Raw genomic sequence first — 19,190 nt, forward strand, 5'->3', positions numbered from 1 at the left:
CGAGGACGGCAGGATGCCGCATTACGGTGACGGTACAAGGACTTCTCGACGAACTGGCTTCGCTGCAAAGAGAAAGGCCCCGGAACCGCAGTTCCGGGGCCTCTTTCCCGTCAGTCCGTCAGGCGCCGGTCAGGCGGCCACGGGCGCTGCCTTGCGCACGCCTTCATCGACGTGGTCTTCGAACTGCTCGAAGTTGTCGATGAACTGCTTGACCAGGGTCTGAGCGGTCTTGTCATACTCGGCGACATCGGCCCAGGCACCGCGCGGATCGAGCAGCTTGCTGTCAACGCCTGCCACGGCGACCGGAACCTCGAAGCCGAAGTTCGGGTCTTCCTTGAACTCGGCATTGTTGAGGCTGCCGTCGAGCGCGGCGTTGAGCAGGGCCCGGGTCGCCTTGATCGGCATGCGCTTGATGCCTTCCATGGTGGCCTTGCCGCCCGACCAGCCGGTGTTGACGAGCCAGCACTTCACGCCGCCCTTGGCGATACGCTCCTTGAGGAGGTTGCCGTAAACGGTGGGATGACGCGGCATGAACGGCGCGCCGAAGCAGGTCGAGAAAGCCGCTTCCGGTTCGGTCACACCGATTTCGGTACCGGCAACGCGCGCGGTGTATCCAGAAAGGAAGTGATACATCGCCTGGTCCGGGGTGAGACGCGCGATCGGCGGCAGAACGCCATAGGCATCCGCGGTCAGGAAGATGATGTTCTTCGGAACCGGGCCGAGGTTCTTCTCCGAAGAATTCGGAATGAAGTCGATCGGGTAGGAACCGCGGCTGTTCTCGGCCAGCGAGTTGTCGTCGAGGTCGATCTGCCGGGTAACCGGATCGATCACCACGTTTTCGAGCACGGTGCCGAAACGCTTGGTGGTAGCGAAGATCTCCGGTTCGGCTTCGGCCGAAAGGCGGATCATCTTGGCGTAGCAGCCGCCTTCGAAGTTGAACACGGCCGTGTCGGACCAGCCATGCTCGTCGTCACCGATCAGGGTGCGCGATGCATCGGCCGAAAGCGTGGTCTTGCCGGTGCCCGAAAGACCGAAGAACACCGCGGTATCGCCATCGGGACCGATATTGGCCGAGCAGTGCATCGGCATGACGCCCTTGGTCGGCAGCAGGTAGTTGAGGATGCCGAAGACCGACTTCTTCATCTCGCCGGCATAGGCCGTGCCGCCGATCAGGATCAGCTTCTCGGTGAAGTTGACCGCGATGACGGTTTCACTGCGGCAGCCATGACGTTCCGGATCGGCGCGGAAGCTGGGCAGGTCGATGATGGTGTATTCCGGCTCGAAACCGTTCAGTTCTTCTGCGGTGGGACGGACCAACAGGGTGCGGATGAACAGGTTGTGCCAGGCGAATTCGTTGATGACGCGGACATTGACGCGATGCTCGGGCTGCGAGCCGCCGAACAGGTCGGCCACGTAAAGCTTGTCCTTCTCGGCGACGGCCTTGAGGAAATCTTCCTTGAGGGCGGCAAAATGCGCAGGGGTCATCGGGACGTTGGTCTTGCCCCACCAGACGGTGTTTTCCGTCTCGGTGTCCTTGACGATGAACTTGTCCTTCGCGGAACGGCCGGTGTGCTTGCCGGTTTCAACGACGAAAGGACCGTCTGCAGAAAGCATCCCCTCCCCGTTACCAACTGCGTGCTCAACCAGCGGCGCCGTGCCCAGGTTTGCGAAGATCTCGGCCTCCGTCTCGATGCCTTGGCGGGCGAGCGGGTAGCTAAGGGAAGCGGTCAATGTTTTCTCCTCCAAATTGACGCGTCTGCCAGCAGCGATTTTGGTCGACGCATCGACAATTCCTGAAAGGAATCGACCGGCGCATAATCGACACCTCCTTGTCCGTCAAATCTGTCAAAATTGAAACCTTCGTGCGGCGGATTACCTCGATATGCGAGCTTTTCGGCTGGACGATTGTCATGCACGCCCCGACCCGCTAACCAGCCCGTTGGAATTTGCAGCAAAGGCAAAATCACCGCGTCCATGGTCGATGCACCTCCATCCAACGGTCCTGCGAGCGAAGGGCAGACGCAACCGCCGATCGAGCAGCAGAAGTCGATCGCGCTCGTCGACGATGACCGTAACATCCTGACAACGCTCTCTATCAGCCTGCAGGCCGAAGGTTTCGCAACACGCGTCTATACCGACGGGGAAACGGCGCTGAAGGCCTTGCTCGATAATCCGCCGGACCTCGCCATCTTCGACATCAAGATGCCGCGCATGGACGGTTTGCACCTGCTGCAGGCGCTGCGCGAACAGTCAAGCCTACCCGTAATATTTCTTACCTCCAAAGACGAGGAACCCGACGAGGCCCTCGGCCTGGCCCTCGGCGCGGACGACTACATCACCAAGCCGTTCAGCCAGCGCCTGCTCGTTGCGCGGATTCGCGCGATCCTGCGCCGCAGCGAACTGGTGCGCGCAACGCCGGAGGAAGCGGTGCAGGAGAACCTGCCCGAGCCCGTCGTGCGCGGCCGCCTGCGCCTCGACCCGGCCCGCCACCTGGTCGACTGGGACGACAAGCCGGTTTCGCTCACGGTCACCGAATTCCTGATCCTGGAAGCCATGGCCCTGCGCCCCGGCGTGGTGAAGAGCCGCAACCAGCTCATGGACGCAGCCTACAGCGATGACGTCTATGTCGATGACCGCACGATCGACAGCCACATCAAGCGCCTGCGTCGCAAGTTCCGCGCCGTCGATCCCGAATTCGCCGCCATCGATACGCTGTACGGCGCCGGCTATTCGTTCTCCGATGGCTGAACCGACAGGCAAGCGCCGCAAGCACTCGCTGGCCGCGCGCCTCGGGCTGTCATGGCGCGTTTCACTCACAGCGCGCATCCTCGCGGTGAACATCATTGCACTTGCCCTGCTGGCTGGCAGCCTGTTCTACATCGACAGCTATCGCCGTGAACTGCTGGCCGAGCGTTATCGCCTGGCCCAAGCGGAAGCGGAAATCACTGCCAATGCCCTTGCCGGGGAGACACCGGAAAAGCAACGCAAGCTGATCCGCCGGATCGGCACCAGCCAATCGCTGCGTCTGCGCCTCTTCGGCACGGACGGCAGCCTGCAGATCGACAGCTTCGACCTTGCCCGGCCCTCCTATCGCCTGATCGACCCGGCCAGCGAACCCTGGCTGCAGGATGCCGCCCGCGCGCTTGATCGCGGCATGGATTTCCTGCTCGGTGCGCCGCCGATTCCCGACTATCGCGACCCGGCGGACAGCAACGCCGGCGCCTGGCCCGAGATCGCCGCCGCACTGGCCGACGGGCGGACCGAGATCGGCCACAAGGCCGCTCCGGACCAGACCCCGGTCATCATTGCGGCCACACCCGTCGGCAGCACCGGCATGGCCCTGCTCGTCACCCGCAATGCCCGCGACATCACCGAAAACGTGCGCATGGCGCGCCAGACCCTGGCGATCATCGTCGGTGCCGCGCTGGCCGTCTCGATCCTGCTTTCGCTGTTTCTGGCCCGCACCATCGTCGAGCCCTTGCGCAAGCTCGTGCGCGCCGCCGTCCGTGTGCGGCTCGGCCGTGACCGCAGTGTCGTCGTCCCGCGCCTGCCCGACCGCCGCGACGAGATCGGCCTCCTCGCCCGCGCCATTTCGGACATGAGCGTGGCCCTGCGCCAGCGTATCGACGCGGTCGAAAGCTTCGCCGCCGATGTCGCGCATGAGCTCAAGAATCCGTTGACTTCGCTCCGCAGCGCGCTGGAGAGCCTGGACCGCGTCGACAAGCCGGACTTGCGCCGTCAACTCCTCGGCATTGCCAAGGACGACGTGCGCCGGATCGACTTCCTCGTCACCGAGATCGCCGATGCAAGCCGCATCGATGCCGAATTGAGCCGAACCGTCTTCGAACCCGTCGACATGGGCCAGATGGTCCGCGGCCTCGTGGCCGAACGCGACCAGCGGGGCGTCAACGGGACCTGCACCATCGTTATCGGCCGTGAAGGGACCGCTCCGCTCACGGTTGCCGGCGATCCTCCGCGCCTCGAACGCGTGCTGCAGAACCTGCTCGACAATGCCGTGTCGTTCTCGCCCGATCACGGCACGATCGAAGTGGCCCTCTGTGCGAAGGACAATCGCGTGAAGATCAGCATTTGCGACCATGGGCCCGGCATCCCCGCCGATGCGCGCGAGCGGATATTCGAGCGTTTCCATTCACTGCGCCCTTCCGGCGAGGAATTCGGCAAGCACAGTGGGCTGGGCCTGGCGATCGCCCGAACCATCGTGGAGGCGCATTTCGGCCGGATCTCGGCGAACGACCGGCCCGACGGCGGCCCCGGCGCCAGTATCGAAATTTCCTTCCCGGCATGGCAGGCCGGATGACGGCCACCGGCGAACCCATCACGCGGCAAGCGACCTGCGTTGCGATTGACGGGCGCGGCGTGCTGATCGAAGGACCGCCGGGCAGCGGCAAGACCAGTCTCGCGCTCGAACTGATCGATCGCGGCGCTCTGCTCGTGGGCGATGACGGGGTACTCCTTCGGACCGAAGGCTCGCGCCTGATTGCCAGCCCGCATCCCCGCACCCGCGGCATGATCGAAGTGCGCAACCTTGGAATCCTCGAGTTTCCCTGCACCGACGGTGTACCGCTTGCACTGGCCTTGACCCTGGACGCCAAGGCCCCGCGCTTCATCGAGCGAGCCGGGACGCACGAGATCGCCGGAATCGCCTTGCCGCACTTGCGCACCTGGCCGGAAGGCGGGCCGCTTGCGATCAAGGCCGAACTCGCGCTCAGGCACTTCGGCCTGCATTTCTGAGCTCGGGCATTCAACAGGATCGCGCCACGCCCCCTTTCATTTCCCGGTCATCGGGCGCAAACAGCCGCAGATGACAGTCGAGTCCGGCAAAGAAGCTCCCGAGGTCGCAAAACAGCGCGTACTCCTGGTTACCGGCATGCTGGGTGCCGGCAAGACGACAGCCCTGCGCGTGCTCGAAGACCTTGGCTGGGAAATCATCGACAACTTCCCGATCCGCCTGCTCAAGGGCCTGATCGAGACCTCTCCCGGAGACGGCCACGGCACGCCGCTCGCCATCGGCTTCGACAGCCGCACCCGTGGATTCGATCCGCAGCGGATCATTCGCCAGGTCCAGACCCTGGGCAAAAGCGGCACGATCGAACTTACGACGCTGTTCCTCGATTGCTCGGGCCGGGAACTGGAGCGTCGCTACAACGAAACGCGGCGGCGCCATCCGCTGGCTTCGGACGCCCCGGCTTCGACCGGAATCCGGGCCGAGCGCGAACTGCTGACCCCGCTGCGTCGCTGGGCCGACATCCTGCTCGATACCACCGATTTCAGCTCGAACGACTTGCAGCGCACGATTCGCGAACAGTTCGCCTCGAGCGCACCGAACGAACTGACGGTGACCGTCTCCAGCTTCGGATTTTCGCGCGGGATGCCACCTGTCGCCGACCTCGTCTTCGACATGCGCTTCCTCAACAATCCGCATTGGGACACCGATCTGCGGCCGATGACCGGGCAGGATCAACCCGTGGGCGAGTACATCCGCAAGGACCCCGCGTTCGACGAGGCATTCAACCGGATTCGCGATCTCGTCCTTTTGTTGCTGCCGCGTTACGCGGCGCAAGGGAAGGCGTACGCCCACATAGCCTTTGGATGTACCGGAGGGAGACATCGTTCAGTATTCGTTGCCGAACAGTTAGCTGCGGCCTTGCGTCAGAATGGATTTTCCCCCACATTGCTGCACCGCAACTTGGGCTCGCGAGCAGCCGATCTTCTGGAAGGAGGTCTGCGGCGTGAAGGATAACTGGAAAACCCAAGGGCGAATGCAGGTATTTCGGAGCGCTCTTCCCGCATGATCGGTATGATTCTGGTCACTCACGGCAATCTCGCCGAGGAGTTTGTTCACGCCATGGAACACGTCGTCGGCGATCAGCCGGCGGTGGAGACCATCTGTATCGGTCCCAATGACGACATGGAAAAGCGCCGCGGGGAGATTGCCGACGCGATCAAGGCGGTCGACAGCGGTGAAGGCGTCATCATCCTGACCGACCTGTTCGGCGGCACGCCATCGAACCTCGCCATTTCGCTGATGCAGGCAGGCAAGGTCGAAGTGATCGCCGGTATCAACCTGCCCATGCTCATCCGCCTCGCCAAGGCGCGCGCCTGCATGCCGGTGCGCGATGCCGTGGCCGCTGCGCGCGATGCCGGACGCAATTACATAACAATAGCTTCGGAATACCTGGGACAGGATGCATGATCGATTGCCGTGAGTCGGTGCTCATCGTCAACAAGCGTGGGCTCCACGCACGCGCCAGCGCCAAATTTGTGAACCACGTCGCCGACCTGCCCGGTTCGGTCACCGTCACCGTCATCAAGGACGGTTCGGAAGCTTCGGGCGGATCGATCCTCGGCCTGATGATGCTCGGGGCCGCCAAGGGCGACACCATCGAAATTGCCTGTTCCGGCGAAGGTGCCGAAGGTGCGCTCTCGACGCTCGCCTCGCTCGTCAGGGACGGCTTCGGCGAGGATTGAAGCCAGTGGCCACGCGCCGCACGATTACCGGATTTTCCAACCCGCTGGTCAAGTTCCTGCGCTCGCTGCGCGAGAAAAAGCACCGCAAGCGGGAAAAGCGCTTCCTTGCCGAAGGATTGCGCCTGCTGACCGATGCGCGCGAATGCGGGATCGTGCCCGAGATGCTGGTCATGGCGACCGGCCGCGATCCGCACCCGCTGCTCGACGCGCTTGAAGACGCCGTGGCCGCAGCGGGCGGCGAGATCGTCGAGATGGACGTCGATATCCTCGCAAAGGTCACCGGCAAGGACAATCCGCAGGCCGTCGCCGGAGTCTTCGCCGAATTCGACACGCGCATCGCCAATGTCGACCGCCGCGCCGCGCCGATCTGGCTGGTCGCGCAGGCGCTGCGCGATCCGGGCAATCTCGGCACGATGCTGCGTACCGGCGATGCAGTCGGCGCAGGCGGCCTGATCCTGATCGACGATTGCGCCGACCCGTTCTCGGTGGAGGCCGTGCGTGCCAGCATGGGCGCAATCTTCACGCAGAAGCTCGCCATCGCGCGCTGGGACGAATTCATCGCATGGCTGCGCGAGGACGAAGGCCAACTCGTCGCCGCATCGCTGCGCGATCCAACCGATTATCGCGAGGCGCCTTACGCCGCGCCGTGCTTCCTCATGGTCGGCAACGAGTCGCAGGGGCTACCGCGCGAATACGAGAATGCATGCGACCTGCGCGTGACCATCCCGATGCGTGGCCGGGCCGACAGCCTCAATGCCGCGGTTGCCGGTGCAGTTCTTGCCTATGAAGCACTGGCGCATCTGGACAGGTCCTGAGAACAGGTTCATCCTGCCATCATCAAAGGCCGTTAAGGTGCTGCGACGATGCTACTTCGTTCCGCACTCATTCTGGCCTTGTCTCTCGGCGCCGCGTCCTGCGGTACTGGTCCCAAGGCCGACGTCCAGCTCAAGGGGAGCGCCTGGCGCTTTGCGCTGATCGACGGGAAGCGACCGTCCACCGACGCGGCAGACCTCGTATTTCTGGGCAGCAAAATTCGCGTCCAGATCGGCTGCAACCTCATGGAGGGCCGCTGGCACGTCGAGGATGACCGCCTCGTCGCCGCCTCGCTGAACCAGTCGGAAGTTCCGTGCAGCAAGCCTGTCTGGGGACAGGAAAAGGCGGTGATCGCTCTCCTCGTCGCCACCCCGCGCCTTGCGGTAGACGACGATCGCATGATCATCCAGTCCAGCGGTCACACCGCCGAACTGGTCCGCGACCTCCAGACTGCGAAGTAGTGCCTAACCGGCCGCGGCCGGAAGCGCCGGCGTCTCGGAATCGTCCTCAAGCGAATCGACACCATAGCGCGGCATGGATTCCACCTGCGGCACATCCTCGATCTCGCGCTTGCCGATCTCGATGTGCTTGTCGCGCAGGCGTTTGCCCGAGGAGAGCACATTGCGTTCGAAGCTGCCGACGAACTTGTTGTAGTTGTTGACCGCACTTTCCAGCCCCGCCCCCACGCGCTTCATGTGCTCGGCCGCGACGGCGAGGCGATCGTAGAGCTCGCCGCCCATGCGCCCGATCTCACGCGCCTCGCGGGCAAGACCGTCCTGGCGCCAGACCTGTGCGACGGTGCGGGCAATCGCGACGAGGTTGGTCGGCGTTGCCAGCAGCACGCGGTTGCGGAAGGCGAAGTCCCAAAGCTCCGGATCGTATTCGAGCGCAGCCGCCACGAAGTGCTCACCCGGCACGAACATCACGACATAATCCGGCGCATCCTCGAACTGGCTCTGGTAGCTCTTCGCGCCGAGCGTCTGGACGTGGCCCCGCATCGAGGCGACGTGCTGGCGCAGCGCGCCTTCGCGCGCGATGTCGTCCTGCGCTTCGAAGGCCTCCTGATAGGCATTGAGCGAGACCTTGGCGTCGATCACCAGCTTCTTGTGACCGGGGATGTTGACGATGGCATCGGGGCGCAAGCGCCCATCCTCGGTCTCGATCGAATGCTCGGTAATGAAATCGGTGTGTTCGGACAGCCCGCACTGTTCCAGCACGTTGCGCAGCTGTTGCTCGCCCCAGCGCCCGCGGGCCTTGGGGGCATTGCGCAGCGAATTGCCGAGCCTTGCGGCTTCCTCGCGCACTTTCTCCTGCCCCTCACGCATCGACTGGATCAGGCCGGTGAGCTGGCCGAACGAATCGACCCGCTTGGCCTCGAGCACCTGCACCTGCTCCTCGTAGCTCCTCAGGCGGGCACCGACCGGTTCCAGCAGCGAACGGATGCGCTCGGCATTGGCTTTCTCGCTTTCCTCGAAGCGGGCTCCGGCGCGGCGCAGGAACGCTTCCTGCGCGCCTTCGAGGACCTTGGCCCCGGCATTCTCGAATTCCTTGCGCAAGGCTTCCTGCGCTTGGAGCAGCAGGCGCTTCTGCTCGTCGAAATTGGCTGTCTTCTCGCGCAGGGTCGCCAGTTCGGAGGCCAGTTCGCGCTGCTCGCGGCGCAAGCCGTCGACAAGCGCTGCATTGTCCGAGCGGACCTTGTCGAGCGTGGCGGTCGCTTCACTGCGGACGCGATCCAGCCCAGCACCGGCCTCGGCGCGCAGCTGTTCGATGCGTTCGGCTTGTTCATTGCGCGTCCGCTCAAGCGCTTCGCCCAGCGCATCGGCGCGACTGGCGCGCTCTTCGGCGCTCGCCAGATCGCGAATCGCGGCGCGGAACTTCTCGTCCAGCTCACGCGCCTCGCGGTCGCGCGTCTCGAACTGGCTGCGCCACTGCGCACCGGTCCGCGATCCGAAGAACCAGCCCAGCCCCAGTCCGATGACGAGGGCGACGATAGCGAAAATGATCCCTTCCATTCCGGCAGGTTATCCGGAACGTTTCAGGAACGCCAGACCTTCCGGCGAACTATCGACAGGATTGACATCAGGGTGTGGGAGCGGCCCTGTACCCGGGCCGCTCCGCAGCGATCAGGCTGCCTTGCGCAGCTTGTCGAGCTTCTTGAGGACCATCTGGCGCTTCAGGCGCGAGAGGTGGTCGATGAACAGGATGCCTTCGAGGTGGTCCATCTCATGCTGGAGGCAGGTGGCCATGAGGTCATCCATGTCCTCTTCGTGGACATTGCCCTCAAGGTCCTGCCAGCGCGCGCGGATGCGCGAAGGACGCTCGACCTCGGCGTAGATCTCGGGGACCGAGAGGCAGCCTTCCTGATAGACCGAATGCTCTTCGGAAGGATCGAGGATTTCCGGGTTGATGAAGACCCGCGGTTCGCGCTTCGTCGGCTGATGCGTGTGGGCATGGCCGCCGTGGGCAGTGCAGACTTCCGGCTCGGCGTCGGGATCATCGGGCTGAAGATCGATGACGAGCACACGCAGCGGCACACCGACCTGGATGGCGGCAAGGCCGATGCCCGGGGCATCGTACATCGTCTCGAACATGTCATCGACGAGCGTCTTGAGCTCGTCGTCGAACTTTTCGACGGGCGCGGAGACCTGCTTCAGGCGCGGGTCGGGAACTTCTAGGATTTCGCGAATAGCCATGTATCGCAAATAAGCGCGAAGCGCGTTTTTCGCAATATTGGCGATGCGCGGGAAATGCGCGGGGCGGCGATTTCTCAGCCCACCGGCCGACGCGCCCGGATCGCCTGGGCCAGCGTACCCTCGTCCAGATAGTCCAGCTCACCGCCCACGGGAAGCCCATGGGCAAGCTGGGTGATGCGCACCGGATAGTCTTCCAGCCGCTCGGCAATGTAATGCGCGGTCGTCTGGCCTTCGAGCGTGGCATTCATCGCCAGCACCACCTCGTCGACCTGCCCTTGCGCGACTCGCACCAGCAGGCGGTCTATCGTCAGGTCTTCCGGACGCACTCCGTCGAGCGCGGAAAGGCGGCCGCCGAGGACATGGTACTTGCCGGTGAACAGCCGCGCACGATCGAGCGCCCACAAGTCGGCGACTTCCTCGACGACGCAGATCGAACGGGCATCGCGGCGCGGATCGGCACAGATCCCGCAGGGATTGGCGGTGTCGATATTGCCGCAGGTATCGCACTCCACCAGCGTATCGCGCACGGCGGAAAGCGCCTCGAGCAACTGGATCAGCGACGTCTCGCGCCGCTTGATCAGCCAGAGAACCGCACGGCGCGCCGAACGCGGGCCCAGCCCGGGCAGCCGCGACAAGGCGGCAGTAAGCGTCTCGATCTCTTGCGATGCCATGACCAATTCCCTAACCGCTCGGGCAGAGCTTGTCGAAGCACGACCATGTCTTATGCGCAATCGCGCCCTTCGACTCTTCGACAGGTTCGGGCCTCAGGCGAGCGGAGAATCGAATTGCGCATCATCTTCATGGGAACGCCTCAGTTCGCTGTACCGGCGCTCGTCGCGCTGGTGGAAGCCGGGCATGATGTCGTCGCCGTCTACACCCAGCCGCCGCGCCCCGGTGGCCGTCGCGGCAAGGAACTGACCCCCTCACCGGTCCACAAGGAGGCCGAGGTGCGCGAAATCGAGGTGCGCCATCCGGTCTCGCTGAAAGGCGCGCACGAACAGGCCGTCTTCGCCGCGCTAGAGGCCGACGTCGCCATCGTCGCCGCTTACGGCTTGCTGCTGCCACAGGCGATACTCGATGCCCCCCGCAAGGGCTGCCTCAACATCCATGCCTCGATCCTGCCGCGCTGGCGCGGCGCCGCGCCGATCCAGCGGGCCATACTGGCCGGTGATCCGACAACGGGCGTGACGATCATGCAGATGGAAGCCGGGCTCGATACCGGGCCGATGCTGGCGACCTTGCGCACGACCATCGACAGCAAGACCGCAGGCGAACTGACCGAGGAACTGGCCAACAAGGGCGCGCAGCTCATGGTCGGCACCTTGCGCCAACTCGACAATCATCGCCCTGTTACCCAGCCCGAAGACGGCGTGACTTATGCCAGGAAGATCGACAAGACCGAGGCCCGCCTCGATTTCACCGCCGAAGCCGAGCAGGTGGAGCGGCAGGTTCGCGCCTTCCAGCCCGCCCCCGGCGCTTTCTTCGAACTGGAGGGCGAGCGCTACAAGGTTCTTGCGGCACAAGTCGTCGCAGGATCGGGTGAGCCCGGCAGCGTGCTCGACGACGCCCTGACGATCGCCTGCGGTTCGGGCGCGATCCGGGTCACCCGCATCCAGCGCGCCGGCAAACCCGCCATGGATACCGCAGACCTGCTGCGCGGCCGCCCGGTTCCGGCCGGAACCTTGATCGCCTGACTCGATGACGCGCTACGCCCTCACCCTCGAATTCGACGGCGGCCCGTTCATGGGCCTGCAGCGTCAGGCCCATGGCCCCTCGGTACAGCAAAGCGTCGAGGACGCCGTCCACGCAATCACCGGCGAAACCGCGATCATGCATGCTGCCGGGCGCACCGACGCCGGCGTTCACGCGCTGGCGATGCAGGCCCATGTCGAGATCGAGAAGCCCTTCACGCCGTTCCGGCTGATGGAGGCGATCAACGCCAAACTGCGCCCCGATCCCATCGCCGTGACTGCCTGCGAGGAAGTGCCCGACGACTGGCACGCCCGCTTTTCGTGTATCGGGCGCGCCTATGTCTATCGCATCGTCAATCGCCGCGCGCCGCTCACGCTCGAACGCGGCAAGGCCTGGCAAGTTGCCAAGCCGCTCGACGCACAGGCGATGCATCGCGCCGCACAGTTCCTTGTCGGGCGCCATGACTTTACCACCTTCCGCTCGGTCCATTGCCAGGCGCAAAGCCCGCTCAAGACGCTCGACCGCCTCGACGTAAGACGCGAAGGCGAGCATGTGCTGATCGAGGCCGAGGCGCGCAGCTTCCTGCACCATCAGGTGCGCTCGATGGTCGGCTGCCTTGCCATGGTCGGGATGGGCCGCTGGCGCGAGGAGCAGGTGCGCGAAGCACTGGAAGCGCGCGACCGCCAGGCGCTCGGATTGAATGCCCCCCCCGACGGCCTCTACTTCGTGAGGGCCGTATACCCTGGAGAATGACATGAGCTTTGCCGGCAAGGAACTCACCACGAGGCTCGATGCTGACGGCACGCTGACCGTTCAGTTGAACGAGCGGACCTGGGATGCGCCGAAAGGACGCCAGGTGCTCGTTCGTATGGAGGCATCCCCGGTCAACCCTTCGGACCTTGCCCTGCTCTTCGTAGCCGCGGATCTCGAAAACGCGACTTACTCACCCGGAAAGCTCGTCGCGCAGATGCCTGAGGGGTACACCAGGGTCGCGAGCGCCCGCCATGGCCTCGACCTGCCCGCAGGCAGCGAAGGCGCCGGCACGGTTGTCGCTGCCGGTGACGACCCGGCGGCCCAAGCGCTGATGGGCAAGCGCGTCGCCTGCGTTCCGGGCACGGCCTATGCCAGCTACGCCTACTGCGACGCCGCGATGGCGATTGCCCTCGACGATGGGATCAGCGCCGAGCAGGCGGCCTCCAGCTTCGTCAATCCGATGACAGCGCTGGGCTTCGTGGAAACGATGAAGGCCGAAGGCTTCACCGCCCTGATCCATGCCGCGGCGGCATCGAACCTGGGCCAGATGCTGGTGCGCATCTGCCAGGAGGACGGGATCGACCTCGTCAACATCGTGCGCAGCGAAGCGCAGGTAAAGCTGCTCCAGGACCTTGGCGCGAAGTACATCGTCAACTCGTCCGAGCCCGACTTCATGTCCCGGCTCGTAGCCGCGGTTTCCGCAACCGGCGCGCGCCTCGGCTTCGATCCCATCGGCGGCGGCACGACGGCCAGCGCCATGCTCAATGCGATGGAAATGGACGCGACAAGGGACATGGCCTTCAACCGCTATGGTTCGTCCGAGTTCAAGAAGGTCTTCATTTACGGAAAGCTGGATACCGGCCCGACCACGATCGCCGGGAACATCGGCCTTTCGTGGGAGCTTGCGGGTTGGCTGCTGACCAATTTCCTCGCCAAGGTCGGGCCTCAAGTGGCCGGGCGCATGCGCGCCCGCGTGATGAAGGGCCTCGGCACGACTTTCGCCAGCCACTTCAGCGACCGCATCGCTCTCGACGACATGCTCACGCGCGAAGCGGTGTGCCGCTATGCGGCGCGGCGGACCGGACAGAAGTTCCTGATCCTGCCCAACGGCTGATCGGGCAGGCCTGTCGTGGGCAGGGTCAGACCTTGCCCACGACGCTTTCGGGAAGTTCGGTGCCGAAGACACGCTGGTAGTACTCGGCCACCATCACGCGTTCGGTCTCGTCGCACTTGTTGAGGAAGGTGAGACGGAACGCGAAGCCCACGTCCTTGAAGATCTCGGCGTTCTGGGCCCAGGTGATCACAGAGCGCGGGCTCATCACGGTCGAGATATCGCCGTTCATGAAACCCTGGCGCGAGAAATCGGCGACCTTCACCATGTCGGAGATGGTCTTCACGTCCATGCTCGGGACCTTCTTGTGGACGATGTCCACCTCGATGTCCTCGGGCAGGTAGTTGAGGCCGACGACCATATTCCAGCGGTCCATCTGGCCCTGGTTGATCTGCTGGGTGCCGTGATAGAGGCCCGAGGTATCACCCAGACCCACGGTGTTGGCCGTCGCGAAAAGGCGGAAATTGCGGTCCGGGCGGATCACGCGGTTCTGGTCGAGAAGGGTCAGCTTGCCCTCGGTTTCGAGAATGCGCTGGATCACGAACATGACGTCCGGACGGCCTGCGTCGTACTCGTCGAAGACCAGCGCGACCGGGTGCTGCAATGCCCAGGGCAACAGGCCCTCGCGGAACTCGGTGACCTGCAATCCGTCGCGCAGGACGATCGCGTCGCGGCCGATCAGGTCGATACGGCTGATGTGCGCGTCGAGGTTGATGCGGATGCACGGCCAGTTGAGGCGTGCCGCGACCTGTTCGATGTGGGTCGACTTGCCGGTGCCGTGGTAGCCCTGCACCATGACGCGCCGGTTGTAGGCAAAGCCGGCAAGGATCGCCAGCGTGGTGTCCGGATCGAAGACGTATGTCTCGTCGAGATCGGGCACGCGCTCATCCGCCTTGGAGAAGGCAGGCACCTTCATGTCGATGTCGATGCCGAACGTCTCGCGGACGTCGATCTCGATATCGGGAGCGGCAAGCAGCGTGGAATCGCGGCGGTCGGTCTTGATGTTCGCGGAGTCAGTCATTGCGTGACCTCGCCTAAAGGACCGGACGCTGCACCGCAATAAGCTTTAAGGGTTCGAAGCGGTGGACCTGTGACTTGCGGGAGGCAGGCCGCCCCGCCATCCCGCTGCGCATCAGCCCTCGCACTTGGGCGGCAAGGCGAAGAGATCGATGAAACGCTGGACCATCGCCGGATCGCCATCGATCTTCAGTCTGCCCCCGGCTTCGGCAGCGCTTCGCTTGCCGTAGAAGACGGGCAGGAAATCGCTGGCCGCGGGCGCGGTGAAGCGCAAGTCGGGCGAAGTCATGCCCTCCCCTATCGGGTGAATCGCCAAATCGCCTTCGCGCAGCCGTCCCGCGAAGTGCTGCTCACCGATGTCGAAGGCAATCCACAGCTCCAAACCGCTCGCCCGGGCCGGAACGATCATCGTGCGCATCGATAGCATCAGCGCAACCGGCGTCAGCGGCAGCGTGTGATCGTGCATAGGCGAGCGCACGGCCCAGCGGCCGAGTTCCTGCAGCACCGGCTCTAGCGCCCGACCCCAGTCGGTCAGGCCGTAGACTTGCGCGGAAATCGGCGGCTTGCGGAACGAACGGGCGACGATTCCGTTCGCCTGCAGCGTTTCCAGCCGCTCGGTCAGGACCTTGGCGCTGAGGTTCGGCAGCGCCTGCCGCAGTTCGCTGAAGCGGCGGGCGCCCAGCATCATCTCGCGCACGATCAGCAGCGACCAACGCTCGCCGAGCAGTTCCATCGCGAAGGCCGCCCCGCAGGCATCGCCATACCAGCGCCCATGCGGGCCCTCGCCACTGCTCACCGCAGATTCCGACCCCTTGGTATCTTTTTGTAACTTCATAGTTGCTTTTTGTAACCTGCAAGGACACCCTCGCGCAAGCTCGATTCGCCCCAATGCGCATCGCAAGCAAACACGGACTGCCCCCCGCCGTTCGTCCACAGACAGGAGAGTACGGATGCCGATTCGCCCTGATGCCGAAATCGAGATCACTGCCTTCGACTGGGTTCCTCCCTTCGCCAAGGGCTTCGTGCGCGACTTGCGCCCGCGCTGGGCCTGCGAGGAACTGGGCCTGCCCTATCGCGAGCGACTGATCAGCGCAATGAAGCGACCCGAGTGGTATTACGACGATCAGCCCTGGGGCCAGGTCCCCTACTTGCGCCACGGCGAAATCTGCCAGTTCGAAAGCGGGGCGATCCTGATCCACCTCGCCGAAACAGGCGGCGGCCTGCTGCCCGGAGGCGGGCAAGAGCGCGCATCGACACTTTCCTGGCTATTCGCGGCGCTCAACAGCATCGAGCCGATGTTGTTCGAGTTGAGCAACGTCGAGGTCTTTTCCGCAAAGTCGGACTGGGCACCGCTGCGCCGCCCCTCTCTGCTCGAAACCGTAGGCAAGCGGCTCGACCGGCTCGAAGCGCGGGTGCCGCAGGACGGCTGGATCGCCGGCGAGTTTTCCATAGCCGATATCGCCTTGGTCACGGCCCTGCGCGAACTGGCCGGACGCGGACAGCTCAAGGACCGCGCCACGCTCACCGCCTATGTCGAACGGGCCACGGCGCGCCCCGCGTTCCAGGCTGCGCTCAAGGCACAACTGGCCACCTTCGATGCCCATGCGCCGGCCGAAACCGCAGGAGCCTGACATGACCTACGTCGAAGGATTCGTGATCGCAGTACCGACCGCGAACAAGGCCAGCTTCATCGCCCATGCCGAGGAATTCGACGCGCTGTTCGTCGAAAAGGGCGCCAGCCGCGTGGTCGAATGCTGGGCAGAAGACGTTCCGCACGGAAAGCAGACCGACTTTTACCGCAGCGTTGCAGCCAGGGATGACGAGGCGGTCGTCTTCAGCTGGATCGAGTGGCCCGACAAGGCCACGCGGGACAAGGGCATGGAAGCCGTCATGGCCGATCCACGCATGGACATGGGGAGCAATCCCGTCCCCTTCGACGGGGCGCGGATGATCTTCGGCGGCTTCACGCCTGTCGTCGACATGGGAGCATGACCATGACCAACCCGGCAGGAAGCTTCATCTGGTACGAACTGATAACAACCGATCCCGATGCGGCCGCCCGGTTCTACGGCTCCATCGTCGGCTGGACGGTCACGCCGGGCACGGCTGAGCAGACCGGCGGCATGGATTACCGCATGCTCGTGCGTTCTGACGGCGGCAATGCGGGCGGGATGCTCAAGCTAACCGACGAAATGGTCGCAGGCGGCGCGCGGCCCACGTGGTTGCCCTACCTGCACGCACCCGATGTGGACCGCGAAGTGGCCGCGATCGAAGCGGAAGGCGGCAAAGTGATGATGCCGGCGACCGACCTGCCGGTAGGCCGCATCGCCATGGTTACCGATCCGCAGGGCATCCCGATCTATCTCATGGACCCGATCCCGCCTGCAGATAAGCCCGATGCCGCCAGCGACGTCTTCTCCGTGACCGAAAGCCAACACGTACGCTGGAACGAGCTGGCCAGCCCCGACCAGCCCGCTTCGATGGACTTCTACGCCCGCCATTTCGGCTTCGCCTTCAACGAGCGGATGTCGATGGGCGAAATGGGCGATTACTGCTTCATCGACCATCACGGCGTTACGCTGGGCGCGATCATGCCGCAGATGAACCCGCAGCAGCCTGCCCTGTGGCTGTTCTATTTCGGGGTACCGTCCCTGCTTGCCGCAAAGCAGCGGGTCGAGGATGGCGGAGGACAGATCATCATGGGGCCGCACGAGGTTCCGGGCGGGGACTGGATCGTGGTCGGGCTCGATCCGCAAGGCGCCCCGTTCGGTCTGGTCGGACCCAAGGGCGAATGAGCGAATAGGCATTGACGCGGGACACGTGTTCTACGCATGTTCCGCCTTAGCCTTGGCGTCTTGAGGAGTCCGGACAGTGGCCGATTATACCTTCTTCACCAACCCGATGTCGCGCGGACAGATTGCCCGCTGGGCCCTGCACGAAGTGGGTGCGGACTACGAACAGGTCCTTGTCGACTGGAAGGACAAGCAAGCCGAATTTCTCATCGCCAACCCGATGGGCAAGGTGCCGACCCTGATCCATCACGCCGAGGACGGCGACAGGGTAGTAACGGAGGCTGCGGCGATCTGCCTCTATCTCGCCGAGATGCATCCCGAGGCGGGCCTGCTGCCCAACGATTCGGAGATGGCAGACTACTACCGCTGGACCTTCTTTGCCTCGGGGCCGGTGGAGCAGGCGATCACTTCGCGCAGCCTCAAGTTCGAACCCGCGCCCGAGCAGGAAGCGATGGCCGGTTGGGGCAGCTTCGATCGCACCATGGACGCACTCGAAGCGCACCTGGACAACGTTCGCTGGGTTTGCGGCGACCGCTTCACGATGGCGGACGTCTATGTCGGCAGTTCGGTCGACTGGGGCCTCAACTTCGGCGTCATGCCGCCCCGTACCGCCTTCGTCGCATATGCCGAACGGGTCCAGTCGCGCCGGGCCTACAAGGAAGCCAAGGCCGTCGACAGCGCCCTGATAGCGGAGATGAGGAAGTGACTGTCCGCAGCAGCATCTGCCTCCGGAACGAAAGCGCAGCCGAAAGGGACGCGCGCGGCGGAGCAGAAGCATGGGCATCGAACTGAACCACACGATCGTCTGGTCTTCGGACAAGGATCGCTCGGCACAGTTCGTCGCGGAAATTCTCGGACTGCCAGAACCCGGCAGCTTCGGGCGCTTTCGCGTCCTTGAGCTTGGCAACGGCGTTTCGCTGGACTTTGCAGACCGACAGGGCCCGATCGCGCCGCAGCACTATGCTTTCCTCGTCAGCGATGATGAGTTCGACGCCATCTTCGCCCGCATCAAGGACAGGGGCATCCGTTTCTGGGCCGATCCCGGCCAGCAACAGCCCGGGCAGATCAATCACCGGTTCGGCGGCCGGGGCGTCTATTTCGAGGGGCCTGACGGCCATGACCTCGAGGCCCTGACTGCCCCATACAGTGGGGCAGAGGCATGACTCTCGCGCTCTACGGCCATCCTTTTTCATCCTACACCTGGAAAGCCCTGATCGCACTTCAAGCGGCAGGTATCGCATTCGATTTCCGTATCGTCGACCCCGACCATCCCGAGAATGGAGAGGTCGTGCAGACGACGGGGCCACTCGGCAAGTTTCCGGTCCTTGTCGACGGCACGACGCGCATCTTCGAGGCGACTTCGATCGTCGAGCATCTTTCCCTGCATCACGCGCCCGATGCGGGCCTGTTACCCTTCGATGCTGCAGAAGCGGCGCGGGTGCGGATGATGGACCGCGTGTTCGACAATTACGTCATGACCCCGATGCAGGCCGTGGTCGACGAACACCTGCGCGCGCCCGGGAACCCGGACATGACGCGCGTGGCCGAACAGCGCGGACGGCTGGACCGGACTTATGGCTGGCTGGAAGCCTGGCTCCGCTCCTACGAATTGCCTGAAGGCGTAACGCTGATCGAATGTGCTGCAGCGCCTTCGCTGTTCTACGCCGACTGGGTCCATCCCATTGCCGATGGCATGTCCCGGCTCAAGCGCTGGCGCGCGCACCTGCTGGCCCTGCCCCCGGTCGCCCAATGCGTCGAGGCCGCCCGGCCCTACCGCGCATTCTTCCCGCTCGGCGCGCCCGACCGCGACTGAGGCGCCACGCCAATTCC

General features: G+C 64.3%; 24 protein-coding genes. 17 read left to right on the forward strand and 7 right to left on the reverse strand.

All coding sequences use genetic code 11. The features are described 5' to 3' along the window. Positions 1 to 129: 129 nt before the first annotated feature. Together B5483_RS05160 and B5483_RS22785 are read right to left on the reverse strand one after the other, a co-directional pair. Positions 130 to 1,731, reverse strand: coding sequence for a phosphoenolpyruvate carboxykinase (locus B5483_RS05160; RefSeq protein ID WP_079729645.1), 1,602 nt, complete (start codon positions 1,729 to 1,731; stop codon positions 130 to 132). Further along, the gene (locus tag B5483_RS22785; protein ID WP_139383906.1) at positions 1,728 to 1,976 is read right to left on the reverse strand and encodes a hypothetical protein; all 249 of its coding nucleotides are present in this window, start codon (positions 1,974 to 1,976) and stop codon (positions 1,728 to 1,730) included. The genes B5483_RS05160 and B5483_RS22785 overlap by 4 nt, the downstream gene beginning before the upstream one ends. Here B5483_RS22785 and B5483_RS05165 point away from each other — a divergent pair. From B5483_RS05165 to B5483_RS05200, 8 genes are all read left to right on the forward strand, one after another. After that, positions 1,975 to 2,748, forward strand: a complete 774-nt coding sequence (locus B5483_RS05165) for a response regulator transcription factor (protein ID WP_054944727.1) — start codon at positions 1,975 to 1,977, stop codon at positions 2,746 to 2,748. The two genes, B5483_RS22785 and B5483_RS05165, sit on opposite strands and share 2 nt — an antisense overlap. Then, positions 2,741 to 4,318: a sensor histidine kinase gene (locus B5483_RS05170; protein WP_079729646.1), complete on the forward strand. Its 1,578-nt coding sequence runs from the start codon at positions 2,741 to 2,743 to the stop codon at positions 4,316 to 4,318. The genes B5483_RS05165 and B5483_RS05170 overlap by 8 nt, the downstream gene beginning before the upstream one ends. Next, on the forward strand, positions 4,303 to 4,752 hold the full coding sequence (locus B5483_RS05175; protein ID WP_079729647.1) for an HPr kinase/phosphorylase: 450 nt from the start codon (positions 4,303 to 4,305) through the stop codon (positions 4,750 to 4,752). The genes B5483_RS05170 and B5483_RS05175 overlap by 16 nt, the downstream gene beginning before the upstream one ends. Positions 4,753 to 4,822: 70 nt before the next feature. Then, the gene (rapZ, locus tag B5483_RS05180; protein ID WP_079729648.1) at positions 4,823 to 5,761 is read left to right on the forward strand and encodes an RNase adapter RapZ; all 939 of its coding nucleotides are present in this window, start codon (positions 4,823 to 4,825) and stop codon (positions 5,759 to 5,761) included. Between the two features lie 48 nt (positions 5,762 to 5,809). Then, entirely contained in the window at positions 5,810 to 6,214 is a 405-nt protein-coding gene (locus tag B5483_RS05185) for a PTS sugar transporter subunit IIA (protein WP_007014998.1), read from the forward strand. Next, positions 6,211 to 6,489: an HPr family phosphocarrier protein gene (locus B5483_RS05190; protein WP_007014997.1), complete on the forward strand. Its 279-nt coding sequence runs from the start codon at positions 6,211 to 6,213 to the stop codon at positions 6,487 to 6,489. Before B5483_RS05185 ends, B5483_RS05190 begins: the two co-directional genes overlap by 4 nt. A gap of 5 nt (positions 6,490 to 6,494) precedes the next feature. Continuing rightward, positions 6,495 to 7,304, forward strand: coding sequence for a TrmH family RNA methyltransferase (locus tag B5483_RS05195; RefSeq protein WP_079729649.1), 810 nt, complete (start codon positions 6,495 to 6,497; stop codon positions 7,302 to 7,304). Positions 7,305 to 7,352: 48 nt separating this feature from the next. Next, the gene (locus B5483_RS05200; protein WP_054944731.1) at positions 7,353 to 7,763 is read left to right on the forward strand and encodes an META domain-containing protein; all 411 of its coding nucleotides are present in this window, start codon (positions 7,353 to 7,355) and stop codon (positions 7,761 to 7,763) included. 3 nt (positions 7,764 to 7,766) lie between these two features. Here B5483_RS05200 and B5483_RS05205 read toward each other — a convergent pair whose 3' ends face one another. The 3 genes from B5483_RS05205 to recR form a co-directional block, all read right to left on the reverse strand. Further along, on the reverse strand, positions 7,767 to 9,314 hold the full coding sequence (locus tag B5483_RS05205; RefSeq protein ID WP_079729650.1) for a DNA recombination protein RmuC: 1,548 nt from the start codon (positions 9,312 to 9,314) through the stop codon (positions 7,767 to 7,769). A gap of 111 nt (positions 9,315 to 9,425) precedes the next feature. Continuing rightward, positions 9,426 to 9,995: a peptide deformylase gene (gene def / locus B5483_RS05210; protein WP_054944733.1), complete on the reverse strand. Its 570-nt coding sequence runs from the start codon at positions 9,993 to 9,995 to the stop codon at positions 9,426 to 9,428. A 74-nt stretch (positions 9,996 to 10,069) separates the two neighbouring features. Then, complete coding sequence (gene recR, locus B5483_RS05215) at positions 10,070 to 10,666, reverse strand: recombination mediator RecR (protein WP_054944734.1); 597 nt, start codon at positions 10,664 to 10,666, stop codon at positions 10,070 to 10,072. A gap of 114 nt (positions 10,667 to 10,780) precedes the next feature. On the opposite strand from recR, the gene fmt reads away from it, so the two are divergent. The 3 genes from fmt to B5483_RS05230 are packed head-to-tail and all read left to right on the forward strand — an operon-like array spanning position 10,781 to position 13,554. Then, positions 10,781 to 11,689, forward strand: a complete 909-nt coding sequence (gene fmt, locus B5483_RS05220) for a methionyl-tRNA formyltransferase (RefSeq protein WP_079729651.1) — start codon at positions 10,781 to 10,783, stop codon at positions 11,687 to 11,689. Positions 11,690 to 11,693: 4 nt separating this feature from the next. Further along, positions 11,694 to 12,440: a tRNA pseudouridine(38-40) synthase TruA gene (truA, locus tag B5483_RS05225; RefSeq protein ID WP_054944736.1), complete on the forward strand. Its 747-nt coding sequence runs from the start codon at positions 11,694 to 11,696 to the stop codon at positions 12,438 to 12,440. A gap of 1 nt (position 12,441) precedes the next feature. Beyond that, positions 12,442 to 13,554 carry a zinc-binding dehydrogenase gene (locus B5483_RS05230; protein WP_079729652.1) on the forward strand — a complete coding sequence of 371 codons (1,113 nt, stop codon included), beginning with the start codon at positions 12,442 to 12,444 and terminating at the stop codon, positions 13,552 to 13,554. A gap of 25 nt (positions 13,555 to 13,579) precedes the next feature. On the opposite strand, the gene cobS is transcribed toward B5483_RS05230, so the two are convergent. Both cobS and B5483_RS05240 read right to left on the reverse strand, forming a co-directional pair. Further along, positions 13,580 to 14,572, reverse strand: coding sequence for a cobaltochelatase subunit CobS (gene cobS, locus B5483_RS05235; RefSeq protein ID WP_079729653.1), 993 nt, complete (start codon positions 14,570 to 14,572; stop codon positions 13,580 to 13,582). 111 nt (positions 14,573 to 14,683) lie between these two features. Then, entirely contained in the window at positions 14,684 to 15,403 is a 720-nt protein-coding gene (locus B5483_RS05240) for a winged helix-turn-helix transcriptional regulator (RefSeq protein WP_079729654.1), read from the reverse strand. A 115-nt stretch (positions 15,404 to 15,518) separates the two neighbouring features. Between B5483_RS05240 and B5483_RS05245 the strand changes: the two genes are divergently transcribed. The 6 genes from B5483_RS05245 (at position 15,519) to B5483_RS05270 (ending at position 19,173) form a co-directional block, all read left to right on the forward strand. Then, positions 15,519 to 16,199: a glutathione S-transferase family protein gene (locus tag B5483_RS05245; protein ID WP_054944740.1), complete on the forward strand. Its 681-nt coding sequence runs from the start codon at positions 15,519 to 15,521 to the stop codon at positions 16,197 to 16,199. A gap of 1 nt (position 16,200) precedes the next feature. Continuing rightward, a complete protein-coding gene (locus tag B5483_RS05250) occupies positions 16,201 to 16,560 on the forward strand; it encodes a DUF1428 domain-containing protein (protein ID WP_054944741.1) in 360 nt (119 codons plus the stop codon). 2 nt (positions 16,561 to 16,562) lie between these two features. After that, the gene (locus B5483_RS05255; RefSeq protein WP_176167948.1) at positions 16,563 to 17,363 is read left to right on the forward strand and encodes a VOC family protein; all 801 of its coding nucleotides are present in this window, start codon (positions 16,563 to 16,565) and stop codon (positions 17,361 to 17,363) included. Positions 17,364 to 17,439: 76 nt separating this feature from the next. Continuing rightward, positions 17,440 to 18,066: a glutathione S-transferase family protein gene (locus tag B5483_RS05260; RefSeq protein ID WP_079729656.1), complete on the forward strand. Its 627-nt coding sequence runs from the start codon at positions 17,440 to 17,442 to the stop codon at positions 18,064 to 18,066. 70 nt (positions 18,067 to 18,136) lie between these two features. Beyond that, the gene (locus B5483_RS05265; protein WP_079729657.1) at positions 18,137 to 18,523 is read left to right on the forward strand and encodes a VOC family protein; all 387 of its coding nucleotides are present in this window, start codon (positions 18,137 to 18,139) and stop codon (positions 18,521 to 18,523) included. Then, positions 18,520 to 19,173 (forward strand): glutathione S-transferase family protein, encoded by a 654-nt coding sequence (locus B5483_RS05270; protein WP_079729658.1) that lies wholly within the window; start codon positions 18,520 to 18,522, stop codon positions 19,171 to 19,173. The genes B5483_RS05265 and B5483_RS05270 overlap by 4 nt, the downstream gene beginning before the upstream one ends. The last annotated feature ends 17 nt before the right edge of the window (positions 19,174 to 19,190 follow it).

It is taken from the genome of Novosphingobium mathurense (assembly GCF_900168325.1).
Lineage (GTDB): Bacteria > Pseudomonadota > Alphaproteobacteria > Sphingomonadales > Sphingomonadaceae > Novosphingobium > Novosphingobium mathurense.